The organism is Aeromicrobium sp. CnD17-E (assembly GCF_024124745.1).
Classification (GTDB): domain Bacteria; phylum Actinomycetota; class Actinomycetes; order Propionibacteriales; family Nocardioidaceae; genus Aeromicrobium.
Genome location: NZ_JAMXRU010000056.1, coordinates 1 through 21457, shown reverse-complemented (window position 1 = coordinate 21457; position 21457 = coordinate 1). Strand labels below are relative to the sequence as shown.

The 21457-nt window shown below is 72.9% G+C and carries 25 protein-coding genes and 1 riboswitch; of the genes, 17 read left to right on the top strand and 8 right to left on the bottom strand.

Features of this window, described 5'->3' with window-relative positions; genetic code table 11:
* Positions 1 to 220: 220 nt before the first annotated feature.
* The gene (gene otsB / locus NH339_RS11520) at positions 221 to 1039 is read left to right on the top strand and encodes a trehalose-phosphatase (RefSeq protein ID WP_253025437.1); all 819 of its coding nucleotides are present in this window, start codon (positions 221 to 223) and stop codon (positions 1037 to 1039) included.
* Positions 1036 to 1524, top strand: a complete 489-nt coding sequence (locus NH339_RS11515) for a hypothetical protein (RefSeq protein WP_253025436.1) — start codon at positions 1036 to 1038, stop codon at positions 1522 to 1524. Before otsB ends, NH339_RS11515 begins: the two co-directional genes overlap by 4 nt.
* A 54-nt stretch (positions 1525 to 1578) precedes the next feature.
* Here NH339_RS11515 and NH339_RS11510 read toward each other — a convergent pair whose 3' ends face one another.
* Positions 1579 to 3036, bottom strand: coding sequence for an MFS transporter (locus tag NH339_RS11510; RefSeq protein WP_253025434.1), 1458 nt, complete (start codon positions 3034 to 3036; stop codon positions 1579 to 1581).
* A 98-nt stretch (positions 3037 to 3134) separates the two neighbouring features.
* Between NH339_RS11510 and NH339_RS11505 the strand changes: the two genes are divergently transcribed.
* Positions 3135 to 3752: a TetR/AcrR family transcriptional regulator gene (locus tag NH339_RS11505; RefSeq protein WP_253025432.1), complete on the top strand. Its 618-nt coding sequence runs from the start codon at positions 3135 to 3137 to the stop codon at positions 3750 to 3752.
* Between the two features lie 22 nt (positions 3753 to 3774).
* Here NH339_RS11505 and NH339_RS11500 read toward each other — a convergent pair whose 3' ends face one another.
* Complete coding sequence (locus NH339_RS11500) at positions 3775 to 4110, bottom strand: hypothetical protein (RefSeq protein ID WP_253025430.1); 336 nt, start codon at positions 4108 to 4110, stop codon at positions 3775 to 3777.
* A gap of 227 nt (positions 4111 to 4337) precedes the next feature.
* Positions 4338 to 4463: riboswitch (SAM riboswitch) on the top strand.
* A 73-nt stretch (positions 4464 to 4536) separates the two neighbouring features.
* On the opposite strand from NH339_RS11500, the gene thrC reads away from it, so the two are divergent.
* Both thrC and NH339_RS11490 read left to right on the top strand, forming a co-directional pair.
* Entirely contained in the window at positions 4537 to 5790 is a 1254-nt protein-coding gene (gene thrC, locus NH339_RS11495) for a threonine synthase (protein WP_253025438.1), read from the top strand.
* Positions 5791 to 5829: 39 nt separating this feature from the next.
* Positions 5830 to 6105 (top strand): ubiquitin-like small modifier protein 1, encoded by a 276-nt coding sequence (locus NH339_RS11490; RefSeq protein WP_253025428.1) that lies wholly within the window; start codon positions 5830 to 5832, stop codon positions 6103 to 6105.
* 24 nt (positions 6106 to 6129) lie between these two features.
* On the opposite strand, the gene NH339_RS11485 is transcribed toward NH339_RS11490, so the two are convergent.
* Complete coding sequence (locus tag NH339_RS11485) at positions 6130 to 6546, bottom strand: DUF4870 domain-containing protein (RefSeq protein WP_253025426.1); 417 nt, start codon at positions 6544 to 6546, stop codon at positions 6130 to 6132.
* Positions 6547 to 6781: 235 nt separating this feature from the next.
* Here NH339_RS11485 and NH339_RS11480 point away from each other — a divergent pair, with 235 nt between their 5' ends.
* The 12 genes from NH339_RS11480 (at position 6782) to NH339_RS11425 (ending at position 17192) form a co-directional block, all read left to right on the top strand.
* Complete coding sequence (locus NH339_RS11480; RefSeq protein WP_253025424.1) at positions 6782 to 6982, top strand: cold shock domain-containing protein; 201 nt, start codon at positions 6782 to 6784, stop codon at positions 6980 to 6982.
* A gap of 103 nt (positions 6983 to 7085) precedes the next feature.
* Positions 7086 to 8966: a hypothetical protein gene (locus tag NH339_RS11475; RefSeq protein WP_253025422.1), complete on the top strand. Its 1881-nt coding sequence runs from the start codon at positions 7086 to 7088 to the stop codon at positions 8964 to 8966.
* Positions 8963 to 9172 carry a hypothetical protein gene (locus NH339_RS11470; protein WP_253025420.1) on the top strand — a complete coding sequence of 70 codons (210 nt, stop codon included), beginning with the start codon at positions 8963 to 8965 and terminating at the stop codon, positions 9170 to 9172. Before NH339_RS11475 ends, NH339_RS11470 begins: the two co-directional genes overlap by 4 nt.
* Positions 9169 to 9597, top strand: coding sequence for a hypothetical protein (locus tag NH339_RS11465; RefSeq protein WP_253025418.1), 429 nt, complete (start codon positions 9169 to 9171; stop codon positions 9595 to 9597). The genes NH339_RS11470 and NH339_RS11465 overlap by 4 nt, the downstream gene beginning before the upstream one ends.
* Positions 9598 to 9599: 2 nt before the next feature.
* Complete coding sequence (locus tag NH339_RS11460) at positions 9600 to 10871, top strand: hypothetical protein (RefSeq protein WP_253025416.1); 1272 nt, start codon at positions 9600 to 9602, stop codon at positions 10869 to 10871.
* Between the two features lie 35 nt (positions 10872 to 10906).
* Positions 10907 to 11158 carry a hypothetical protein gene (locus NH339_RS11455; RefSeq protein WP_253025414.1) on the top strand — a complete coding sequence of 84 codons (252 nt, stop codon included), beginning with the start codon at positions 10907 to 10909 and terminating at the stop codon, positions 11156 to 11158.
* 293 nt (positions 11159 to 11451) lie between these two features.
* On the top strand, positions 11452 to 13083 hold the full coding sequence (groL, locus tag NH339_RS11450) for a chaperonin GroEL (protein WP_067854150.1): 1632 nt from the start codon (positions 11452 to 11454) through the stop codon (positions 13081 to 13083).
* Between the two features lie 115 nt (positions 13084 to 13198).
* The gene (locus NH339_RS11445) at positions 13199 to 13576 is read left to right on the top strand and encodes an MmcQ/YjbR family DNA-binding protein (RefSeq protein WP_253025412.1); all 378 of its coding nucleotides are present in this window, start codon (positions 13199 to 13201) and stop codon (positions 13574 to 13576) included.
* 59 nt (positions 13577 to 13635) lie between these two features.
* Positions 13636 to 14355: a hypothetical protein gene (locus tag NH339_RS11440; protein ID WP_253025410.1), complete on the top strand. Its 720-nt coding sequence runs from the start codon at positions 13636 to 13638 to the stop codon at positions 14353 to 14355.
* 158 nt (positions 14356 to 14513) lie between these two features.
* A complete protein-coding gene (locus NH339_RS11435; protein ID WP_253025408.1) occupies positions 14514 to 15446 on the top strand; it encodes a MetQ/NlpA family ABC transporter substrate-binding protein in 933 nt (310 codons plus the stop codon).
* A 58-nt stretch (positions 15447 to 15504) separates the two neighbouring features.
* Positions 15505 to 16533: a methionine ABC transporter ATP-binding protein gene (locus NH339_RS11430; RefSeq protein ID WP_253025392.1), complete on the top strand. Its 1029-nt coding sequence runs from the start codon at positions 15505 to 15507 to the stop codon at positions 16531 to 16533.
* On the top strand, positions 16533 to 17192 hold the full coding sequence (locus tag NH339_RS11425; RefSeq protein WP_253025390.1) for a methionine ABC transporter permease: 660 nt from the start codon (positions 16533 to 16535) through the stop codon (positions 17190 to 17192). The genes NH339_RS11430 and NH339_RS11425 overlap by 1 nt, the downstream gene beginning before the upstream one ends.
* A 79-nt stretch (positions 17193 to 17271) precedes the next feature.
* Here the strand turns inward: NH339_RS11425 and NH339_RS11420 are convergent, their stop codons facing one another.
* The 5 genes from NH339_RS11420 to NH339_RS11400 all read right to left on the bottom strand — a co-directional run bounded on the left by NH339_RS11420 (position 17272) and on the right by NH339_RS11400 (position 21296).
* On the bottom strand, positions 17272 to 18108 hold the full coding sequence (locus tag NH339_RS11420) for a tryptophan 2,3-dioxygenase (protein WP_253025388.1): 837 nt from the start codon (positions 18106 to 18108) through the stop codon (positions 17272 to 17274).
* Positions 18109 to 18133: 25 nt separating this feature from the next.
* The gene (locus NH339_RS11415) at positions 18134 to 18994 is read right to left on the bottom strand and encodes a biotin-dependent carboxyltransferase family protein (protein ID WP_253025386.1); all 861 of its coding nucleotides are present in this window, start codon (positions 18992 to 18994) and stop codon (positions 18134 to 18136) included.
* Positions 18991 to 19656, bottom strand: a complete 666-nt coding sequence (locus tag NH339_RS11410; protein WP_253025384.1) for an allophanate hydrolase subunit 1 — start codon at positions 19654 to 19656, stop codon at positions 18991 to 18993. The genes NH339_RS11415 and NH339_RS11410 overlap by 4 nt, the downstream gene beginning before the upstream one ends.
* A 52-nt stretch (positions 19657 to 19708) precedes the next feature.
* Positions 19709 to 20398 (bottom strand): LamB/YcsF family protein, encoded by a 690-nt coding sequence (locus tag NH339_RS11405; RefSeq protein ID WP_253025382.1) that lies wholly within the window; start codon positions 20396 to 20398, stop codon positions 19709 to 19711.
* Positions 20399 to 20570: 172 nt separating this feature from the next.
* Entirely contained in the window at positions 20571 to 21296 is a 726-nt protein-coding gene (locus NH339_RS11400; protein ID WP_253025380.1) for a hypothetical protein, read from the bottom strand.
* Between the last annotated feature and the right edge of the window lie 161 nt (positions 21297 to 21457).

The following is a 21457-nucleotide window of genomic DNA, read 5'->3' as shown; positions in this document are numbered from 1 at the left end:
CGTCGGCAACTGGCGCGGCTACGTGCCGGCCAGCACCGTCTACTACCCGGCCGGCCGCGAGGCCGAGGCGCGCCAGCTCGCCGCCGACCTCGGCGTCTCGGCGGTGGCGCCGGCGCCCGCCGGCATCAACCAGCAACGCCTCACGCTCATCGTCGTGGCGCCCGTCACCTGACCCCAGGTCAGGCCCCGTGCGGCCCCGTCGGAGTGTCATGATGCTGGGGTGCCTGCGGCAGATCCCCTGACGACGTCCGACGTCCCGGCCTCCCTGCTCGTCGAGCCCGAGCGCATCCTCCTCGGGCTCGACTTCGACGGCACGCTCGCGCACGTCGTCGACGACCCCACGCAGGCGTTCGCGCACCCCGACGCGGTGTCGGCGGTCGCCCGGCTGGGCCACGTGCTGGGCCAGGTCGCGATCATCACCGGTCGCCCGGTCGACCAGGCGCTCGCGCTGAGCGGCTTCTCCGGCATGCGCGGCCTCGAGCACCTGGTGGTGTGCGGGCAGTACGGCGCCGAGTGGTGGGACGCGGCCACCGGCACGCACCTGCGGCCCGACCGCCCGGCGTCGGTGGCCCGGCTCGCGGAGGTGCTGCCCGGCTGGCTCGCCGCGCACGACGCCGCGCACGTGCGTGTCGAGGACAAGGGCCTCGCCGTCGCCGTCCACACGCGCGGCATCGACGCCGGACTCATCCACGCGCTCGACGCCCCGCTGCGGGCCCTGGCCGACGAGCTCGACCTCGAGGTCGAGCCGGGTCGTCAGGTGCTCGAGCTGCGCGGGCACGCGACCGACAAGGGCGTGGCGCTGCGCGGCCTGCTCGCGGAGACGGGCCTGCGGCGCGTGGTCTACGCCGGTGACGACCTCGGCGACCTGCCCGCCTACGACGCCGTCGACCAGCTGCGCGCCGAGGGTGGCGCTGGGGTGCTCGTCGCGTCGGCGTCGGGGGAGCAGGACGCGCTCGTCGGTCGGTCCGACGTCGTGCTCGACGGCCCCGACGCGGTGGCGGCGTGGCTGACCGCGTGGGCGGACGCGCTCGACGCGTGAGCAACCGCGGCGCCGGCGACGGCCCGTGGGTGGGGCATGGGACGCACACCCGCTGGACGCGGCTGCGCACGGTCGTGAACTGGGTGAACCTCAGCACGCCGGTCGGGCTGCTGGCGGCACGAGCCGGCGGGGCGAGCGTGCACCCGATCGGGCGCGGCGTCCTGGTCGCCACCGGGTGGCGATGGCGGCGCGCCGGTGTCGACGCGACGACCGTCGGGTCGGTCGTGCTCACGCCGCGCGACGTCGCCTGGCTGCGGGCGCGGCCGGCGCTGGTGCGTCACGAGGACCGGCACGTCACCCAGTACGCCTGGCTGCTCGGGCCGGTGCTCCTGCCGCTGTACCTGCTCGCCGCCGCGGTCTCGTGGGTCGCCACCGGTGACACCGCGTCGTGGAACCCGTTCGAGCGGACGGCCGGGCTCGTCGACGGCGGGTACCGACCCGCGCGCACGCGGTGGTCCCGCCGTCGACGGTCGCCCAGCCCCTGACCGCCCAGCCCCTGACCGCCCAGCCCCTGACCGCCCAGCCCCTGACGGTCGGCCTCAGTCGACCGTGGCGCTGCGTCCGGCGCGGGCCGGCACCAGGAACGCGGCCGCGAGGGCGACGGCCACTGCGGCAGCGGCGGCGACGAGGGCCGGCCCGACCGCACCGGCGTACCCGTCCGGCGAGATCGTGCCACCGAAGCCCTGGAACACGGCCACGATGACGGCGATGCCCAGCGCGACGCCGAACTCGCGGATCGTGTTGTTGGCCGAGCTGGCCACGGCGAGGTCGTCGCCGGGCAGTCCGTCGAGCACGGCGGTCGACATCGGCGCGAACGTCAGACCCATGCCGATGCCGGCCAGGACGAGTGGGGCGACCAGGCCGCCGTAGCCGTCCCACTGCTCCACGACGGCGGCGAACCACAGCAGCGACCCGGTCTGCAGCGCGAGGCCGGCGACGAGCAGGGCGCGGGCGCCGAGGCGCGGGACGAGCGCGCCGGCCAGCGGTGCGACCACCATCGGGGCCGCGGTCCAGGGCAGCGTGCGCACGCCGGCCTCGAGGGGCGAGTAGCCCTGCACGACCTGCAGGTACTGCGACAGCAGGAACACGCTGCCGAACATGCCCAGGCTGAACAGGAGACCGACGACGTTCGCGGCGCCGAACGCGCGGCGACGGAACAGCCGGACCGGCAGGACGGCGTCGGCGTCGAGGCGGCCGGCGCGATCGAGCCGGCGGGCCCAGCCCACGTACGCCGCCAGCATCAGCCCTGCGGCGACCAACGGTCCGAGGACGCCGGCCGACGACCACCCGTCGTCGTTGCCGTGCACGATGCCCCACACGCCGGCCAGGACGGCACCACCGAGCAGCAGGGTGCCGACCACGTCGAGACGCCCAGGGAGGGCGCTGCGCGACTCCGGTGTCGCGGCGAGCAGCAGCGGCACCGCGACGACGGCCACCGGCACGTTGATCCAGAAGATGGCCTGCCAGCTGAGTCCCTCCACCACGGCGCCGCCGACGACCGGCCCGACGGCCACGCCGAGCCCGGCCACGCCGCTCCAGACGCCGATCGCGGCAGCGCGGGCGCTCGGGGGCACCGCCGCGGCGAGCAGGGTCAGCGACAGCGGCACGATGGCCGCCGCCCCGATCCCCTGCAGCGCGCGGGCCGCGACGAGCGCCTCGGCGGAGCCGCTCAGCGCTGCGGCGACCGAGCCGAGGGTGAACACGCCGATGCCGCCGATCATCACGCGACGTCGGCCGACGCGGTCGCCGAACGTCGCCAGCGCCAGCATGAAGGTCGCGAAGGGGAGCGTGTAGGCGTTCATGAACCACGACAGCTGTGTGTCGGTGGCGCCGAGGTCGGCCTGCACGACGGGCAGCGCGCTGGTCATGACGAGGTTGTCGAGCGTGGCCATGAACATCGGCAGCGACGCCGCGACGAGGGCGAGCGCGAGGGCTCGCCGCGATCGTGGGACGGCGGTCGGTGCGTCGACCGCCGGTGGGGTGAGCGTGGTGGACATCGGCGTCTCCTGGAGGTGCGGCGGCGGGGGCCGCCGGTTGTATGCATCGAATGATTACTTATCGGGAGCGTAAGTAATCAGGTGATAACCTGTCAACCATGAGCCCCGCACCGACGTCGCGACTGTCCGCGGAGGAACGGCGCGAACGGGTGCTCGAGGCCGCGACGCGTGCCTTCGGCCGGTCGGGCTACGCCGCCACCAGCACCGACGCCGTCGCGAAGGAGGCCGGCGTCTCCCAGCCCTACGTCGTCCGGATCTTCGGCACCAAGCTCGAGCTCTTCCTCGAGGTCGTCGACCGCGCGACGCGACGGGTGCGCGACACGTTCGTCGAGGTGGTGGAGTCCGGCGAGGTGCACGTGGACGACGACGACGGTCTCGGGCCGCTCGGCGACGCCTACGCCCGGCTCGTCCTGGCCGACCGACCCGTCATGCAGGTGATGATGCACGGCTTCATGGCCTCCGCGGAGCCGGCCGTCGGGCAGCTGGCACGCCGCCGGATGGGCGAGATCCACGACGTCGTGATGCGCACGGGCTGCACGACGGACCAGGCTCGTGAGTTCATCGCCCAGGGGATGCTGCTGAACGTCATGCTCGCGATCGGCGCGCCGGAGCACCTCGACGAGTCGCCCGCGATCGAGGCGCTGACCATCTGCGCCTTCGGGCCGCTGCTCGACGCCGTGGTCGACAACCGCGACGACGAGGGCCGGACCGGCTGACGGCCCAGCCCCCGTCGTCGCGCTACCGGTCGACGTCCCGCTGCGCCCATCCCAGGCTCAGCCGGAGGTCGTCCAGGCCGGCGTAGCGCGTCTCGACCCGGGCCACGCACACCGCGACGTCCGTCGGGTCGTCGTGCTCCTCGCACTCCGCCGTCGCCTCCGACAGGGTCGGCGGGTGCTCGACGCCGCCGTCGAGCCGGGTGACCGAGAACCCGTGCCGGGCGTCGCCCTCCACGGCGACGATCGTGCTGCTGGGCCAGGGGTCGCTGGCGCCTGACGGGGCTCCCGACAGCGCGGGGCCGAGCAGCACGGGGGCCGCGAGGGCGGCGAGCAGGGCGGGGACGGGGGGAACGGGCACGGTTGACCTCCTGGTCGACGACGCCGGTCGGTCCGGCGTCGCTCAGGACATGACCGCTCGGGGCGGTCCGCGGGCCGCGGAGCCAGCTGCTGTGGACGCGCGCTCGGTGGCGGGTCGTGCCACGCTCGGGCTGTGGACGACGGCCCTCCGATGCTCGACCCGCGGACGCGCGATCTCGTCATCCGGACCGAGTGGACACATGGTGAGACGCCTGCCTAGGCTGTTCTCGCTCATCCAGAGGGGTTCAGGGACACGGCCCGACGACGCCCCAGCAACCAGCTCCGCACGTCCGCCCGGACGCGGGAGCCAGGTGCTCATTCCGTCCCGACCACCGTGGTCGGGAAAGATGACCAGGAGGTTCTCGTGAGCATCACCGCCCCCACCCCCACCGCCGCAGGCACGTCCGGCTCTCCCGACGACGCCGAGGTGGACGTCCGCGGCTCGCTCCGAGACGGCGCCTTCGGCCCGGCGACGGGCCTCGTCTGTCGCGAGTGCGGCGCGACGCGCGAGCTCGGCCCGCACTACGCCTGCCACGACTGCTTCGGCCCGCTCGAGGTCGCCTACGACTTCGGCACGGTCACCCGCGACCAGATCGAGGCCGGCCCGCGCAACATCTGGCGCTACAAGGCCCTCCTGCCCGTCCCCGAGGACATCGAGTCCAGCCCCAACACCGAGCCCGGGTTCACGCGCCTGCTCGAGGCCCGCAACCTCGCCGACGAGCTCGGCATCGCGCGCCTGTGGGTCAAGGACGACAGCACGAACCCCACCAACTCCTTCAAGGACCGCGTCGTGGCCTGTGCGCTGAGCGCCGCCACCGAGCTCGGCGCCAAGGTCTTCGCGTGCCCCTCGACCGGCAACCTGGCCAACGCCGTCGCTGCGGCGGGCGCCCGCGCGGGCATCCGCACGGTGGTGTTCATCCCGAGCAACCTCGAGACGCCGAAGCAGGTCAACTCGGCCGTCTTCACCGACAACCTCGTCGCCGTCGAGGGCAACTACGACGACGTCAACAAGCTCGCCAGCGAGATCGCCGGTGAGGAGGACGGCTGGGCGTTCGTCAACGTCAACGTGCGTCCGTTCTACGCCGAGGGCTCCAAGACGCTCGGCTACGAGATCGCCGAGCAGCTGGGCTGGCGCCTGCCCGACCAGATCGTCATCCCCGTGGCGTCGGGCTCGCAGCTGACCAAGGTGCACAAGGCGTTCCAGGAGCTGATCGCGCTCGGCCTCGTCGAGGACAAGCCCTACAAGGTCTTCGGCGCCCAGGCCGAGGGCTGCAACCCGGTGGCCACGGCGTTCGCCGAGGGCCACGACGCGATCCGTCCGGTCAAGCCCGACACCATCGCCAAGTCGCTGGCCATCGGCAACCCCGCCGACGGCATCTTTGTCCTCGACGTGACGCGCTCGACCGGCGGCGCCGTCGAGCAGGTCAGTGACGACGAGATCCGCGAGGCCATCGTGCTGCTCGCCCGCACCGAGGGCATCTTCACCGAGACGGCCGGCGGCACCACGCTCGCCACGCTCAAGAAGCTCGTCGCCACGGGCGCGCTCGACCCCGACCTCGAGACCGTCTTCATCAACACCGGTCACGGCCTGAAGACCCTCGACGCGGTGTCGGGCTCGGTCGGACCGGCCGCGACCATCGCCCCCACCTACGACGCCTTCGTGGCCTCCGGCCTCGCCTGAGCCCCGTCCGCCCAGCCCACCGACTCCAGGAGACCCACTGTGTCCGTGTCCGTCCGCATCCCCACCATCCTGCGCAGCTACACCGGCGACTCCTCCTCGGTCTCGGCCGAGGGCGCCACGCTGACCGAGGTGCTCGACTCCCTCGAGTCCAACCACCCCGGCATCAAGGCGCGCATCGTCGACGAGGACGGCAAGCTGCGTCGCTTCGTCAACGTCTACGTCGCCGAGGAGGACGTCCGGTTCGCGCAGGGCCTGGACACGCCGGTGAAGGACGGCAGCCAGGTCAGCATCATCCCCGCCGTCGCGGGCGGCTGACCCCGAGGGCGCCCCGCGACCGACCTACTTCACGAACCGCGGCGTCAGCGGCGGGTTCCACCAGACGCCGTTGCTGGAGCGGACGGCGCCGAGGACGTGCAGCACGACCGCGACGACGATCACCAGCGGGTACAGGACGAAGCCGATCAGGACCAGCATCAGCAGGGCCGAGATCACGAGGTAGATCAGCGTCGTGATCTGGATGTTCAGGGAGTTGGCGGCCTGACGTCGCGCGAACTCGCCCTTGTCCTTGTACATGAGGTAGATGACGAGCGAGGCGACGAAGCCCAGCGTCCCGGCGCTCACCACCAGTGCGGCGGCGGGGATGGCGTGGACGACGACGCCGACGTTGCGCTCGGTCGTGTCGGGGGTCGCGGCGCTGCCGCCGGACGGGGTGCCGTGGCTCTCCTGGTCGTCGGGCCAGCCGGGGTACGCGCTCATGGGTCCTCTTCTCATGACGGGTGCTCTGCGTCCAGCCAAGCACGCCCGACCCGCTCGCGCGACGCCTCCCGGGGTGGAGTCCGGGTCTCCCCGGGGACACGGGGGTCCGAACCCTGGGACGCCGGGGGATGTCCGGCGGGTGAACCGCACCCTTCTGCCGTTCGTCCGACGCGTATAGGCTCGGTGCCGGACCGGGCCGGTCCGGTGGTCGATCGCCGTCAGGTGGGAGTGCGTCATGGTGCAGGGCACCGTCAAGTGGTTCAACGCCGCGAAGGGCTACGGCTTCATCGAGGTGGAGGGCCAGGGCGACGTGTTCGTCCACTGGTCGCGCATCAAGTCCGACGGGTACAAGACGCTCGACGACGGCCAGGCGGTCGAGCTCGAGGTCGTCGACGGACCGAAGGGCCGCGAGGCGCACGAGGTCGTCGGACACTGATCCGGACGACGTCGGCGTGACCCTGCGGGCGCGCCGCCGGGACGCTCGCGGGCGGCTGTATCCGACACTTGCGGTGTCACATGGCCGCTGACATACTCCCGGAATGTTCCCCGCATCCCTCCGCGCCGCCGAGCCCTCCTCGGTCGGCGGGGCCGCCCTCGACCAGGTGCTCGGCCTCAGCGTCGGCGCCGCCGTCGTCACCGCGGTCCTCGTCTACGTCGCCTGGGCCCACCGCACCCACCGCATCGAGTGGTTCCAGCGTCTCGGCGACGCACTCCACGCCCGCACCGGCGAGCCCGGCTGGGCGTCGATCCCGGCCCTGTTCGTGGCGAGCTCGCTCGTCGTGGCCCTCCTCGGCTTCCTCTGGGACGTCAGCCTGCACGCCGGGCGAGGTCGCGACGAGGGGCCGCTCGCGAACCCCGCGCACTACCTGATCCTCTACGGGCTGTTCGCCCTCTTCGTCGCCGGCATGAGCGCGGTCGTGTTCCCGCGCGACGGCCAGAGGCCGGGCATTGCGTCGGTGCGGATCACCCGCCGCTGGTACGCACCGGTGGCCGGCATCTTCATCGCGGCCTGCGGCTTCTACGCCCTCATCGGCTTCCCGCTCGACGACGTCTGGCACCGGCTGTTCGGCCAGGACGTCACCCTCTGGGGTCCCACCCACCTCATGCTCATCGGCGGCGCCGGCCTGTCGACGGCCGGCATCATCCTGCTGCACCGCGAGGCGGAGTTCTCCGAGGAGTGGAAGCGCTCGGCCGACAACCACAGCGCCCGCACGCTGCACAAGCTGACCCTCTCGATGGCGTTCGGCGGCCTGCTCATCGGCCTCTCGGTGTTCCAGGCCGAGTTCGACTTCGGCATCGCGCAGTTCCGCATGGTGTTCGCGCCGCTCATGATCGCCGCGGCGGCCGCGCTCACGCTGGTCGCCGCCCGTCTGTACGCCGGCCCCGGTGCGGCCCTGTTCGCCGCGTTCTTCTTCGTCATCGTGCGCGGGGTGGTCTCCTTCATCGTCGGCGACGTGTTCGGCCAGGCGAACCACGTGTTCCCGCTCTACCTGGGCAGCGCCCTGCTCATCGAGCTGCTGGCGCTCAGCAGGCTCAAGGAGCGGCCGCTCGTCTTCGGCGCGGTCGGCGGCCTCCTCATCGGCACCGTCGGGTCCGTGATCGAGAAGTTCTGGAACGACGCCGTCTTCCAGTTCCCGTGGCCCCAGGACATCTGGCTGGAGAGCCTGCTCACGGTCGTCCCGGTCGCCGTCGGGGCGGGACTGTGCGGTGCGCTGTTCGCGGTGGGTCTCGACGGTCGGCTCCCCGTCAACCGCTGGGTCGGCCGCTCGATCGTGGTCGGGTCGATCCTCGTGACGTCGCTGGCCGTCGCCAACGGGCTGAACGCCACGGTCCCGGAGGACGCGCAGGTGCGGTTCACGGTGCAGCAGGTCGGCACGGAGGACGAGCCCGAGGTCATGGTGCAGGCCACCACCACCGAGGGTCTCGTCGACGCGCACCCGACCTGGGTGCAGATCACCGCCTGGCAGGGTGGCGGCGCGGGCGTGGTCACGCAGCAGCTGCGACGCACCGGGCCCGACTCGTGGGAGACCACGAGCCCGGTCCCGATCGGTGGCAGCTGGAAGACGCTCCTGCGCGTCCAGGACGGACGCATGCTCACCGCGGCCCCCATCTTCCTGCCCGCCGACGAGGCGCTGGGAGCGGAGGAGGTTCCGGCCGAGGCGGAGATGACGCGCGACTTCGTCCCCGAGATCACGATCCTGCAGCGCGAGCGCGAGCTCGACACGTCGCCCTGGCTCTGGGGCGCCGCGAACCTCGTCGTCCTCGTCTGCAGCCTGGCCATCCTGGCGGGCATCAGCGTGGCCGTGGCCCGGGTCTCCGGCGCGATCGCCCGCGAGGGGCGGCGGCGCCGCGAGGAGCTCGAGTCCGGACCCGGCGGCGGCGACGGTGTCGACGAGGGCAGCGGGGCCGGCCGGGCGTGACCCCCGGGGAGGTGCTGTGGGCGCACCACGCGGCCCTCGTCGCGATCCCGGCCTTCGTGCCGGCCATCGTGGTCGTGGCGGTCGTGCTCCACATCGCCCGGAAGGACCGTCGCGACGAGGCCGAGGAGCGTGAGCTGATCGAGCGTGCGTTCCGCCCCGACGACGACGCCCCCGACGAGACCGAGGACGACAGGAGAGATCGATGAGGACCACGTGGGCCGGGTGCCTGCTCGGTGCCCTGCTGCTCGCCGGCTGCGGCGCGGGGGAGGACGCCCCCGACGCGTCGGCGTCGTCCACCCCGTCGGCGAGCGCGGCGGCGACGTCGTCCGGCACGCCCTCGACGAGCGCGACGCCGGACTCCGAGGGGGTGACGGTCGAGGTGCGGCTCACCGCCGACGGTCCCCAGCCGCGCGGCAAGCGGGTGGAGGTGAAGGTCGGCGAGCCGGTCACGCTGACCGTGACGGCCGAGGTGGCCGACGAGGTGCACGTGCACTCCGACCCGGAGGTGAGCATCGACGTGCAGCCGGGTGACACGGTGTCGCGCACCTTCACCCTCGAACGTCCAGGCCAGGTGGCGGTGGAGTCGCACGAGACCCACGCGACCATCGTCCAGCTCGTCGTCCGGCCCTGACCGTGCTCGACCTGCTGCCGCAGCACGGCGTGGGCGGCTCGACCGACCTGCCCGTGCCGTTCCTGTACGCCGTCGTCGGCGCGAGCTGGGCCCTGACGATCTCCTTCGCCGTGCTCGCGTTCGCCTGGAAGGAGCCGCGGCTGCAGCCGACGGCGGCGAAGCAGCCCGGCGGGGGTGCCGGGCAGGCGGAGCCCGCTCGTCGACCGTGGCTGGCCGTGCTCGGTGCGCTGCTGGCCGCGTGGTTCCTGGGTGCGCTCTTCCTGGGCCCCGACGATGCGTCGAACCCGGGCATCGGGGCGTTCTACGTCCTGGTGTGGGTGGGGTTGGTGCCGCTCGCGCTGCTGGCGGGGCACGTGTGGAAGGACCTGTCGCCGTGGCGGTCGGTCCAGTGGCTGGTGGGTCGGCTCACCGGTCGTCCCGACGGGTTCGCGGTCTACCGCCCGGCGTGGGGCTACTGGCCCGCGGCCGCTGGGCTGTTCGCGTTCGTGTGGCTCGAGCTGGCCTCCCCTGACGCCGGCTCCGTCGACGCGGTGCGCACCTGGGTGGCGGTCTACGTCGTCGTGACGGTGGCGGGTGGCGTCGCGTTCGGGCCGCGCTGGTTCGACCGTGCCGACCCGTTCGACGTCTACAGCGCGGTGGTGGCACGGCTCGCGCCGCTGGTGCGCGGGCGGCGCTTCGAGCCGCACAACCCGCTGCGCTCGCTCCCGCTGCTGCCGGTGGCGCCGGGGATCGTCGCGGCGGTGTCCGTGCTGCTCGGGTCGACGGCCTTCGACAGCTTCTCTGCGTCCGAGGCCTGGCAGTCGGCCGCGCACTCCACGCTCACCACGTCGCTCGTGCTGCTGCTGTTCTGCGTGGTGGTGGCGGTGGCCTTCGTGGCCGCCTCGGTCGCGACGGGCGGCGTGACGTCGGCGCAGCGTCGTGCGCTGCCGGGGCTGATGGCGCACTCGCTGGTGCCGATCGTCGTGGGCTACGTCTTCGCGCACTATCTGACCTACCTGGTCGAGCGCGGTCAGGGCGTGGTGATCGGCCTGCTGCAGCTGCTCGGCACGGGCGACGGGCTCACGGTGTCGTACGTGCTGTCCGAGCACCCCGACCTCCTCGCGGTCTACAAGGTGGGGTTCGTCGTGGCCGGGCACGTGGTGGCGGTGGTCGCGGCGCACGACAAGGCCCTGGAGGTGCTGCCGCGAGCGCACCGGCTCACCGGCCAGCTCGCGATGCTCGTGCTCATGGTCGGCTACACCTTCACCGGCATCTACCTGCTGCTCTCGGTCTGACCCCGCCCTCCGCCCACCGCTCGTAGACTGGCGCGATGGGAACGGGTGCCTTAGCGGTCGGGGAGCTGTCGGCGCACCCCGTGGCCGTCCTGGCCATCCCCGCGTTCATCCCCGTGGTCGGCATCGTCCTGACCATCCTCTGGATCGCCCGCCAGGACCGCCGGGCCGAGGCGGCCGAGGAGTCCGACGTCGGGGAGCCGCCGCCCGCCGAGGAGCCGGCCCCGCACCCCCGCCGCCCCTGGCGTGACCGCCTCCCCCGCCTCGTCATCGGCGACGACGACGCCTAGGTCTGCGCCGCGGTTTACCACGGTCCCGTGGTAAACCGCATCCTCCCCAGGGATCTTTGCCTTGGGAGGACAACGTTTCCCACGGTCCCGTGGTAAACCGCCACGTCCCAACTGGCACTCTCCCCACCCGATTGCCAGTCCTGGGTTAGCACTCCTATAGTGAGAGTGCTAGACATCCGACCGGCCCGGTGAGGGTCGGGACGGCGGCGGGAAGGGATCGCCGCGCGTCCTGGCTCGTCCGTCGCGGGCACCGACCGGTCACTCCCGAACCACGTCGAACCGGAGAGTTCCACATGGCCAAGTCCATTGCGTTCAACGAGGAGGCCCGCCGCGGCCTCGAGCGCGGCATGAACCAGCTTGCCGACGCCGTCAAGGTGACGCTCGGCCCCAAGGGCCGCAACGTCGTGCTGGAGAAGAAGTGGGGCGCCCCCACGATCACCAACGACGGTGTGTCCATCGCCAAGGAGATCGAGCTCGAGGACCCCTACGAGAAGATCGGCGCCGAGCTCGTCAAGGAGGTCGCCAAGAAGACCGACGACGTCGCCGGCGACGGCACCACGACGGCCACCGTCCTGGCCCAGGCGCTCGTGCGCGAGGGTCTGCGCAACGTGGCCGCCGGCGCCAACCCGATGGGCCTGAAGAAGGGCATCGAGACCGCCGTCGAGGCCATCAGCAGCCAGCTGCTCGGCATGGCCAAGGACGTCGAGACCAAGGAGCAGATCGCCTCCACCGCGTCCATCTCGGCCGCCGACACCACGGTCGGCGAGATCATCGCCGAGGCCATGGACAAGGTCGGCAAGGAGGGCGTCATCACGGTCGAGGAGTCGAACACGTTCGGCCTCGACCTCGAGCTCACCGAGGGCATGCGCTTCGACAAGGGTCACCTGTCGGGCTACTTCGTCACCGATCCCGAGCGCATGGAGACGGTCCTCGAGGACCCCTACATCCTCATCGTCAACAGCAAGATCAGCTCGGTCAAGGACTTCGTCCCCGTGCTCGAGAAGGTCATGCAGTCGGGCAAGCCGCTCGCGATCATCGCCGAGGACGTCGAGGGCGAGGCGCTGGCCACCCTGATCGTCAACAAGATGCGCGGCACCTTCAAGTCCGTCGCCATCAAGGCCCCCGGCTTCGGTGACCGCCGCAAGGCCATGCTGGCCGACATCGCCATCCTCACGGGCGGCGAGGTCATCAGCGAGGAGGTCGGCCTCAAGCTCGAGAACGCCGACATCTCGCTGCTCGGCACCGCGCGCAAGGTCGTCACGACCAAGGACGAGACGACCATCGTCGAGGGCGGCGGCTCGCAGGACCAGATCGCCGGCCGGGTCAACCAGATCCGCGCGGAGATCGAGAACAGCGACTCCGACTACGACCGCGAGAAGCTGCAGGAGCGCCTCGCCAAGCTGGCCGGCGGCGTGGCCGTCATCAAGGTCGGCGCGGCCACCGAGGTCGAGCTCAAGGAGCGCAAGCACCGCATCGAGGACGCCGTGCGCAACGCCAAGGCGGCCGTCGAGGAGGGCATCGTCGCCGGTGGTGGCGTGGCGCTCGTCCAGGCCACCGCGGCCGTGTTCGAGAAGCTGCAGCTCGAGGGTGACGAGGCGACGGGTGCGAACATCGTGCGCACCGCCGCGTCGGCCCCGCTGAAGCAGATCGCCGTCAACGCCGGCCTCGAGGGCGGCGTCGTGGCGGAGAAGGTCGCCGGCCTCGAGCCGGGCCACGGCCTCAACGCCGCCACGGGCGAGTACGTCGACCTCATCGGCGAGGGCATCATCGACCCCGCCAAGGTCACGCGCTCCGCGCTGCAGAACGCCGCCTCGATCGCGGCGCTGTTCCTCACGACGGAGGCCGTCGTCGCCGACAAGCCGGAGCCCGCTCCGGCCGGTGGTGGCGCCCCCGACATGGGCGACATGGGCGGCATGGGCTTCTGAGACGTCCTCCCGCCTCCTGACGAGGGCCCCGACCGGTTCGCCGGTCGGGGCCTTCGCGCGTCGTGGGACAGGTCGTCGGTCACGACCGTCGGTGGTCCGTGCCAGGGTGAGGGGCGTGGCTCGTGCACCCGTCCCCGACGTCTGGCTCGAGCGTGTCGGGCGTGTGCTCGACCCGCTGCCCGAGGCGCGGCGCGAGCGTGCCTGGACCGGCGTCCGCTGGGCCGTGCGGGGCGCCAACGTCGCGCACCTCTTCGGGGGCGAGGACGGCCTGCTCCGGGTCACGTTCCGTGCCCCGATGGACGAGGTGGCCGCCTTCGAGCACCTCGGCCCGCCGTACTTCCGCGTCGGGCGCAGCGGCGACGTCGTCGGCCTGGTGCTCGACGACGGCGTGCACGACCCCGACCTCGACGAGCTGCACGAGCTGCTGCTCGAGTCGTACTGCGTGCAGGCGCCGCAGGAGCTCGTCGCGCGGGTGGAGCGCCCGGCGCCGTGACCGCCCCGGACCGTGACCGCCCCGGACCGTGACTGCCCGTGCCCTGGCAGGATGCTCGGGTGGAACCGAACGCGGGTCTGGCCCCCGAGCACCGCGAGCGTCTGCGCGCCGCCGGGGCCGACGTCGACGCCGTCGACGCGCAGACCTGGACCCGGGTGGACGACGGCGTCCCGACGTGGTGGCGCGACTGCGACAACGCGCTCTACCTCGCCGAGGGTGCCCTCCTGCCGCCGAAGGTCCTCGAGCAGCTGACCCTGTTCCCCGTGCGCGACGTGGTCGTGGCCGTCGGGTCGGCGCTGCGCAGCATCGCGTCGCTCCTCGTCGGCGGCGACGGTGCCACCGTGTTCGTCGACGCCGGCTGCGAGCTGACGGCGGGCGAGCTGTTCTGCGGTGGCGGGTCGAGCATCGTCCTGCACGGGCCCCTCGTCGCCACCCGCTGCGCGGTCGTGGACGCGCGCAACGGCGGCAGCGTCGTGGCCCTGCCCGAGCAGCTGTGGGCGGCCGACGTGTACGTGGCCACCGACGACATGCACCGGCTCGAGGACCGGACGACGGGGGAGCGGCTCAACCCCTTCGGCGCGCACGTGCGTCTCGGCCGCCACGTGTGGCTCTGCAAGGACGCCGTCGTCACGGGCCACGCCGACGTCGGCGACGGTGCCGTGGTGGGCATGCGCGCCGTGGTCCGGGGACAGAAGGTGCCCGCCCACAGCGTCGTCGCGGGAACGCCCGCACGGGTGGTGCGCGACGACGTGGCCTGGAGCTACGACGACCGTCCCTGAGCCGGCTCCTACCAACCGCCGGAGCCGGCCCAGCACCCTTCTCGCATGCTGGTCACCCGTCCGGACGGTGCAGCGCCCCGCCGTAGCGTGCACGGGTCGCCCCACCCCGGCGGCACGTCCCCCACCCCGTGCGGTCATCCCGCAGGAAGGAGCTCGTCGTGTCCGAGCCCACCCCCGTCATCGAGGCCCCGAAGCGTCGCGGCCGTCTTGTCGCGATCATCGTCGCGCTCGCCGTCGTCGTCGCCGCCGTCGTCATCTTCCTCGCCACCCGTGGCGGTGCCGACGAGTCCGCCGGCGACTCCAAGACCTGGCGCATCGGCGTCGTCGGCGCCAGCGACCCCTACTGGGCCGAGTACGAGAAGGCCGCCAAGAAGGCCGGTCTCGACGTCGACATCGTCGACTTCACCGACTACGCCCAGCCGAACCCCGCCGTCGCCGAGGGCGACCTGGACCTCAACCAGTTCCAGCACATCGTCTACCTCGCCGACTACAACGTCTCGAACGACCAGGACCTCGTGCCGGTCGGCGCCACGGCCATCTACCCGCTCGGCCTGTACTCCAAGAAGTACACCGACGTGGCCGACATCCCCGACGACGCGACCGTGGCCGTGCCGAACGACGCCAGCAACCAGGCCCGTGGCCTGCTCGTGCTGCAGTCGGCCGGACTCATCACGCTCAAGGACGGCGGCACGATCTTCTCCGACGTCGCCGACGTCGACACCAGCGCCTCGCGCGTGAAGGTGACGGCCCTGGACGCCAACGTGACCGCCACGTCGCTCGACGACGTCGCCGCCGCCATCGTCAACAACGACTTCGTCGAGAAGGCCGGCCTGAAGTTCTCCGACGCGATCGCGCAGGACGACCCGTCGGACCCGAACGCCCTGCCCTACGTCAACATCTTCGCCGCCCGTGCCGACGAGGCCGACGACCCGTCGGTCGAGAAGCTCGTCGAGGTCTACCAGGACACGAAGGCCGTGACCGACGGCGTGCAGGAGGTCTCCGGCGACACGGCCGTGCTGCTGAAGACCCCCGTCGACGAGCTCGTCGCCGCGCTGAAGAAGACCGAGCAGCAGACCGCCGACCAGAAGTGAGCCACGCACGGGTCCCGCGACGCGACGTCGCGGGGCCCGTCGTCGTGCAGGAGGAATGATGGCTCTCATCGAGATCCGGGACGTCACGAAGACGTACCCGCCGGCCCGCAAGGGTGCCGAGCCCGTGCACGCGGTGCGCGAGGTCGACCTGTCCGTCGAGGCCGGCGAGATCGTCGGCATCGTCGGCTACTCCGGCGCCGGGAAGTCGACGCTCGTGCGCCTCGTCAACGCGCTCGAGCCCGCCACGTCCGGCTCCATCCGCGTCGATGGCACCGAGATCGTCGGGCTGTCCGAGCGGAGGCTGCAGCAGGTGCGCCGCGGGATCGGCATGATCTTCCAGCAGTTCAACCTGTTCACGTCGCGCACCGTGTACGGCAACGTCGAGTACCCGCTCGTCGTCGCCGGGGTGCCGCGCGCGGAGCGGCACGAGCGGATCGTCGAGCTGCTGACGTTCGTCGGGCTCGCCGACAAGGCGCACACCCACGTCGAGCAGCTGTCGGGCGGGCAGAAGCAGCGCGTGGGCATCGCGCGTGCGCTCGCCACCCGGCCCGCGATCCTGCTCGCCGACGAGGCCACCAGCGCGCTCGACCCCGAGACGACGGTCGACGTGCTCAACCTGCTGCGGCGGGTCAACGCCGACCTCGGCGTCACCATCCTCGTCATCACCCACGAGATGGACGTCGTGCGATCCATCGCCGACCGGGTGGTCGTGATGGAGGCCGGTCACGTGGTCGAGGAGGGCGACGCGTTCGGCGTCTTCTCACGGCCGCAGCACCCGGCCACGCAGCGGTTCGTGCGCACCCTCGTCGAGGACGTGCCCGACGAACGCACCGTCGAGGCCATCCGTCGACGCCACGACGGCCGCCTCGTGACAGTGTCCTTCCGCGACGAGAGCGTCAGCCAGAGCGCGGTGTTCGCCGAGCTCGTGCGGCGCGACGTCGAGTTCGAGCTCGTCCACGGCGGCGTCGAGCAGGTGCGCGGCCGCGCCTTCGGCCACCTCACGCTCGAGCTGCGCGGCGACCCGGCACGCGTCGACGAGGCGGTGGGCGCGGTGTCCGCGCTCGTCGAGACGCGGGAGGTGGCGTGATGGACCGCGTCCTGGAGCTCCGCTCCGAGCTGCTCACCGCCCTGTGGGAGACCCTCTACCTCGTCGCGGGAGGCCTGACGATCGGCGGGCTGCTCGGGCTCGTCATCGGCACGACCCTGTACGTCACCCGCGCCGGCGGGATCGCACCGAACCGCGTGGTCAACGTGCTGCTCAACGTCGTCGTCAACACCTTCCGACCGATCCCGTTCATCCTGCTCGCGGTGGGCCTGCAGCCCATCGCGCGCGCCGTGGTCGGCACGGGCATCGGCAACACGATGGCGATCATCGCCGTCGTCTTCGGCGCCGCGTTCGGCATCGGCCGCATCGTCGAGCAGAACCTCGTCAGCGTGCCGCCCGGTGTGCTCGAGGCCGCCCGGGCGATGGGTGCGAGCCGCACGCGCGTGGTGTTCACCGTCCTGCTGCCCGAGGCGTTCGGACCGCTCATCCTCGGCTACGCCTTCGCCTTCGTCGCGGTCGTCGACATGACGGCCGTCGTCGGCACCGTGGGCGGCGGCGGGCTGGGCAACTTCGCGCTCACCTACGGCTACCGTCAGTTCGACCCGTGGGTCACGTGGACGGCGATCGCCGTCGTCATCGTCCTGGTGCAGCTCGGCCAGTTCGCGGCCAACGCGGCCGCCCGCAAGGTGCTGCGGCGCTGAGCTCTTCGCCGCCCACGGCCCGGCACCCCCGCCGGGTCGTCTGCCGCCCGCGGCCCGGCACCCCCGCCGGGGGTGCCGGTCAGAGCGCGGTGCGGACGTCCTGGAGCTCCGGGAAGAACGTGAGCTCCAGGGCGCGCTGCAGGAACGTGGTGCCGCTCGAGCCGCCGGTGCCGCGCTTGTGGCCGATGATGCGCTGCACCGTCTTGAGGTGGCGGAAGCGCCAGAGGTGGAACCCCTCCTCGACGTCGACCAGCTCCTCGCAGGTCTCGTAGACCTCCCAGTGCGTCTCGGGGTCGGCGTACACGCGGCGGAAGACCTCCACGACGTCCGCGTGCGGCACGTACGGCTGCGTGAGGTCGCGGTCCAGCACCTCGCGCGGCACCGCGTGCCCGTGGCGCGAGAGGTAGGCCAGGACGGTGTCGTAGAGACTCGGGGCGGCGAGGTCGGCCGCGAGCTGGTCGCGCGTGACGGGCTCGTGGTCGAAGACCTTCACCATCGCCGGGTTCTTGTTGCCCAGCAGGAACTCGACGGTCCGGTACTGCGCCGACTGGAACCCCGACGCCCGCCCGAGGGCGTCGCGGAACTGCAGGTACTCGACGGGGGTCAGCGTCTCGAGCACGCCCCACTGCTCGAACATCTGCCGCTGCACCGCCTTCACGCGCGCGAGCCGCTTCAGTGCCGGGGCGAGCTGGTCGGCGTCGACCAGCGCGATCGCCGAGCGCAGCTCGTGCACCAGCTGCTTGAGCCACAGCTCGGTCACCTGGTGCTGGACGACGAACAACATCTCGTCGTGGTGGTCGGTCACCGGCTGCTGCGCCGCGAGCAGCAGGTCGAGCCGCAGGTAGGAGCCGTACGTCGACTCGCCGGCCAGGTCGGTCGCGACCCCGTCCTCGACGGGGCGGTGGGTGGGCCTCATGCTCCGATGGTGCCGCAGGGACCGCTCACGGCCCAGGGGCGCGCCGGAACCGCACCGTCTCGCCGGGTCGCACCTGCGCCAGGCGGTCCACGCCGTCGGCGGTGACGACGCCCACGACGGGGTAGCCGCCGGTGACCGGGTGGTCGGGGCCGAGCACCACGGGCAGCCCGGCCGACGTCACCTGCACGCTGCCGCGCACGACGGGCTCGCTCGCCAGCTCGCCGTCGACGGCGCGCTCCAGCGGCAGGCCGTCGAGACGGACGCCGATGCGGTCCGAGCGCGCTGACACGGTCCAGGCCGTGCCCAGGAGCCCGGCCAGCGAGGCGCGGGTGAACCAGTCGTCGCGGGGGCCGAGCACGACGTCGACCGTCGTGGTGCCCGGTGTGAGCAGGGCTGGGACGGGCAGGGTGTCGGGCAGGGGTCGCGGCGTGCCCACGTCGAGGACGTCGCCGTCGGCGAGAGGGTCCGGGCCCAGCCGGGCGAGCACGTCGCTACTGCGCGAGCCCAGCGTCGGGGGGACGTCGAGGCCGCCCGCGACCGCGACGTAGGTGCGCAGGCCGACCACCGGGTCGCCGACGTGCAGGAGCTGGCCGGCGCGCAGCCGTAGTGGTCGGCCGTGGTCGACGGGCGTGGTGTCGACGTGCAGCGGGCCGACCGCGCCGGTGACGCAGAGCGTGTGGTCGGCGTCGGCGCGCAGGACGAGCCCGCCCCCGAGTGCCTCGAGGACGGCGGTGCCACGCCCGGCGTCGCCGACGACCGCCCGCGCCTGGTGCGTCGCGCGTCGGTCGAAGGCGCCGGAAGGTCCCACGCCCTGGCTCGCCAGGCCGGGTCGGCCGTCGTCCTGGACCAGCGTGAGGGGGCCCGCCGACACCACCGTCAGGCTCACGACGCCTCCCCACCCCGCTGACCGTGACGATGTGGCCCCGGATCGGTGTCGTCGGGGGCCGGAACGTCACGGTCAGCGACGGTGAAGCGCACGGTGTCGCCCGGCGCGAGAAGGGCGGCGGGCGTGCGGTCGAGGTCGAAGAGGGCCACGTCGGTGGTGCCGAGCAGCTGCCAGCCGCCGGGGGACGCGCGGGGGTAGATGCCGCTGAACTCCCCGGCGAGACCGACGGCGCCCGCCGGGACGCTGGGGCGCGGAGTCGCGCGACGCGGGACGACGAGGCGAGGGTCGCCGCCCACCAGGTAGGCGAAGCCGGGGGCGAACCCGCCGAACGCGACCGTCCACGGCGTACCGGTGTGCGCGGCCACCACGGCGTCCTCGTCGAGACCGGTGTGCTGTGCGACGTCGGCGAGGTCGGGGCCGTCGTAGCAGACGGGCACGACGTGCTCGCGGGCGTCGGGTGGTGCGACGTCGTCCGACGGCGGGGTGCTCCTGGCGAGCGTGCGCAGGGTCGCGGGGTGGCCGCGGAGCAGCACGGTGCGCGCGCCGAGCACCGCCTCGGTCACGTCGCGGTGGCCGGCGAGCGCCGCGTGGCGTCGTCGGGCGTCGTCGAGGTCGGCGCAGTCGAGCAGGACCGCGTCCTCCCCGCACGCCAGCGCCCTCATGCCAGGCCCGTCATGTCAGCACCGTCATGTCGCCACCGTCGCCCCGGCGTGCTCATGCGAAGGGGACGACCTCGTGACCGGCGTCGACCAGCGCGGTACGCACGGCACGGGCGAGGTCGAGGGCGCCGGGGGAGTCGCCGTGCACGCAGAGCGAGTCGACCTGCGGGGCGAGGCGCAGCGCCTGGTCCGCGACCGCGGCGACGTCGGTGAGCACGGCGCCCGGCTCGGAGCGCGGGACCAGGAGCCCGTCGGGGGTGTAGGCGCGGTCGGCGAAGCCCTCGGTGACGACCTGCAGACCGTCGGCGGCGGCCAGGCGCAGGCTCGCGGCGCCGGGCAGTCCGAGCAGCGGGAGGCCGTACGGCGCCACCGCGTCGACGACCGCCGCCGCCTGCCGCTCGTCGTGCACGACGGTGTTGTAGAGCGCGCCGTGCGGCTTGACGTAGGCGACGCGCGCCCCCACGGCGTCGGCGACCTCGGCGAGCAGGTCGAGCTGCTCGCGCAGGGTCGCGACGAGCTCGCCGTCGGTCGGCTCCTGCGGTCGTCGGCCGAACCCCTCGCGGTCGGGGTAGCCGACCTGGGCGCCCACGACGACCCCTCGCTCGGCGGCGCGCTCGCACGCGTCGAGCATGAGCTCCTCACTGCCCGCGTAGGCCCCGCAGCACACGTTCGCGCTCGTGACCACGTCGAGCAGGGCGGGGTCGTCCGGCGACTCGGCGACGTCGGCGTTCAGGTCGATGCGCACGCCCCCACCCTAGGCCTGCCTCTCCCACCCCCGCCCCGTGAGCACGTTTGCGTGGGGCCCCACGCAAACGTGCGGATCAGGCGCATGTTTGCGTGGGGGCGAGCTGGTTTGCGTGGGGCCCCACGCAAACGGGCCGGCGCGGCGGGGTCGCGCGGGTCTGAGCGAGCGGCGGTCAGCGGGGGAGGGGGTCGACGAGGAGGGCGACGGCCTTGTCGTCGACCCGTGTCAGCACGACCGTGGCGCGCTGAGACCCCTTCAGACGCAGGCGGCGGACGAGCACCTCGGGCACGACGTCGACGCCGCGCTTCTTCACCGTCAGGGTGCCGACGTCGCGCGCGACGAGGGCTGCCTTCAGCTGCTTCTCGCGGAACGGCAGCTCCGCCACGACGCGGAAGGAGCGGGCCAGTGGGTGCCGCACGTCGACGTCGGTCGTCACCCAGGCGATCCGCGGGTCGACGAGCTGCCCGTCGACCTGCTCCGCCAGCGCCCCGACCAGGCCGGAGCGGATCACCGCGTCGTCGGGCTCGTGCAGCCACCCGCCGAGCTCGCCGACGTCACCGGGTGCGCCGTCGCCGCTCAGCACGTGAGGACCCGGCAGCGCCGACGCGCGTCGCGGCGCGCGGTCGGCCAGGTCGAGCCCCGCGCCCCACAGGCACGCCTCGACCAGGTCGCCCCCGTCGCTGACCCACTGCGCCTCCACGCCGTCGGGGACGAGCGCGTGCGGGATCCCCGGCAGCGTCTTCACCACGGCGCGGCCGGACAGGTGCTCCTCGACCACCGACCACGGCGGGCTCATCGCCTCCGGGTCGAACACCCGCCCCCGGTCGTCGCGACGGGCGGGGTCGAGGAACACCACCTCCTCCGCGGTCGGCACGACGTCGGCCGCGTCGGCGCACACCACCTCCCCGTCGAGCCCCAGCGCACGCAGGTTATGCGGGGCAAATCGTCGGGATCCGCCCCGCAAACGTCACACTCAGCGGGGGTGGGGGAGGGAGGGGGTGGGTCAGACCTGGGCGCTGCGGGGCGGTGGGGTGCCCGCGACCGCCCAGCGGCCGAGGT

Excerpts from the sequence above, each read along its gene's own strand:
- NH339_RS11510 (WP_253025434.1), bottom strand. The coding sequence starts at position 3,036 with ATGTCCACCACGCTCACCCCACCGGCGGTCGACGCACCGACCGCCGTC.
- NH339_RS11505 (WP_253025432.1), top strand. The coding sequence starts at position 3,135 with ATGAGCCCCGCACCGACGTCGCGACTGTCCGCGGAGGAACGGCGCGAA.
- NH339_RS11485 (WP_253025426.1), bottom strand. The coding sequence starts at position 6,546 with ATGAGCGCGTACCCCGGCTGGCCCGACGACCAGGAGAGCCACGGCACC.
- NH339_RS11480 (WP_253025424.1), top strand. The coding sequence starts at position 6,782 with ATGGTGCAGGGCACCGTCAAGTGGTTCAACGCCGCGAAGGGCTACGGC.
- NH339_RS11475 (WP_253025422.1), top strand. The coding sequence starts at position 7,086 with ATGTTCCCCGCATCCCTCCGCGCCGCCGAGCCCTCCTCGGTCGGCGGG.
- NH339_RS11465 (WP_253025418.1), top strand. The coding sequence starts at position 9,169 with ATGAGGACCACGTGGGCCGGGTGCCTGCTCGGTGCCCTGCTGCTCGCC.
- NH339_RS11455 (WP_253025414.1), top strand. The coding sequence starts at position 10,907 with ATGGGAACGGGTGCCTTAGCGGTCGGGGAGCTGTCGGCGCACCCCGTG.
- groL (WP_067854150.1), top strand. The coding sequence starts at position 11,452 with ATGGCCAAGTCCATTGCGTTCAACGAGGAGGCCCGCCGCGGCCTCGAG.
- NH339_RS11430 (WP_253025392.1), top strand. The coding sequence starts at position 15,505 with ATGGCTCTCATCGAGATCCGGGACGTCACGAAGACGTACCCGCCGGCC.
- NH339_RS11425 (WP_253025390.1), top strand. The coding sequence starts at position 16,533 with ATGGACCGCGTCCTGGAGCTCCGCTCCGAGCTGCTCACCGCCCTGTGG.
- NH339_RS11420 (WP_253025388.1), bottom strand. The coding sequence starts at position 18,108 with ATGAGGCCCACCCACCGCCCCGTCGAGGACGGGGTCGCGACCGACCTG.
- NH339_RS11410 (WP_253025384.1), bottom strand. The coding sequence starts at position 19,656 with ATGAGGGCGCTGGCGTGCGGGGAGGACGCGGTCCTGCTCGACTGCGCC.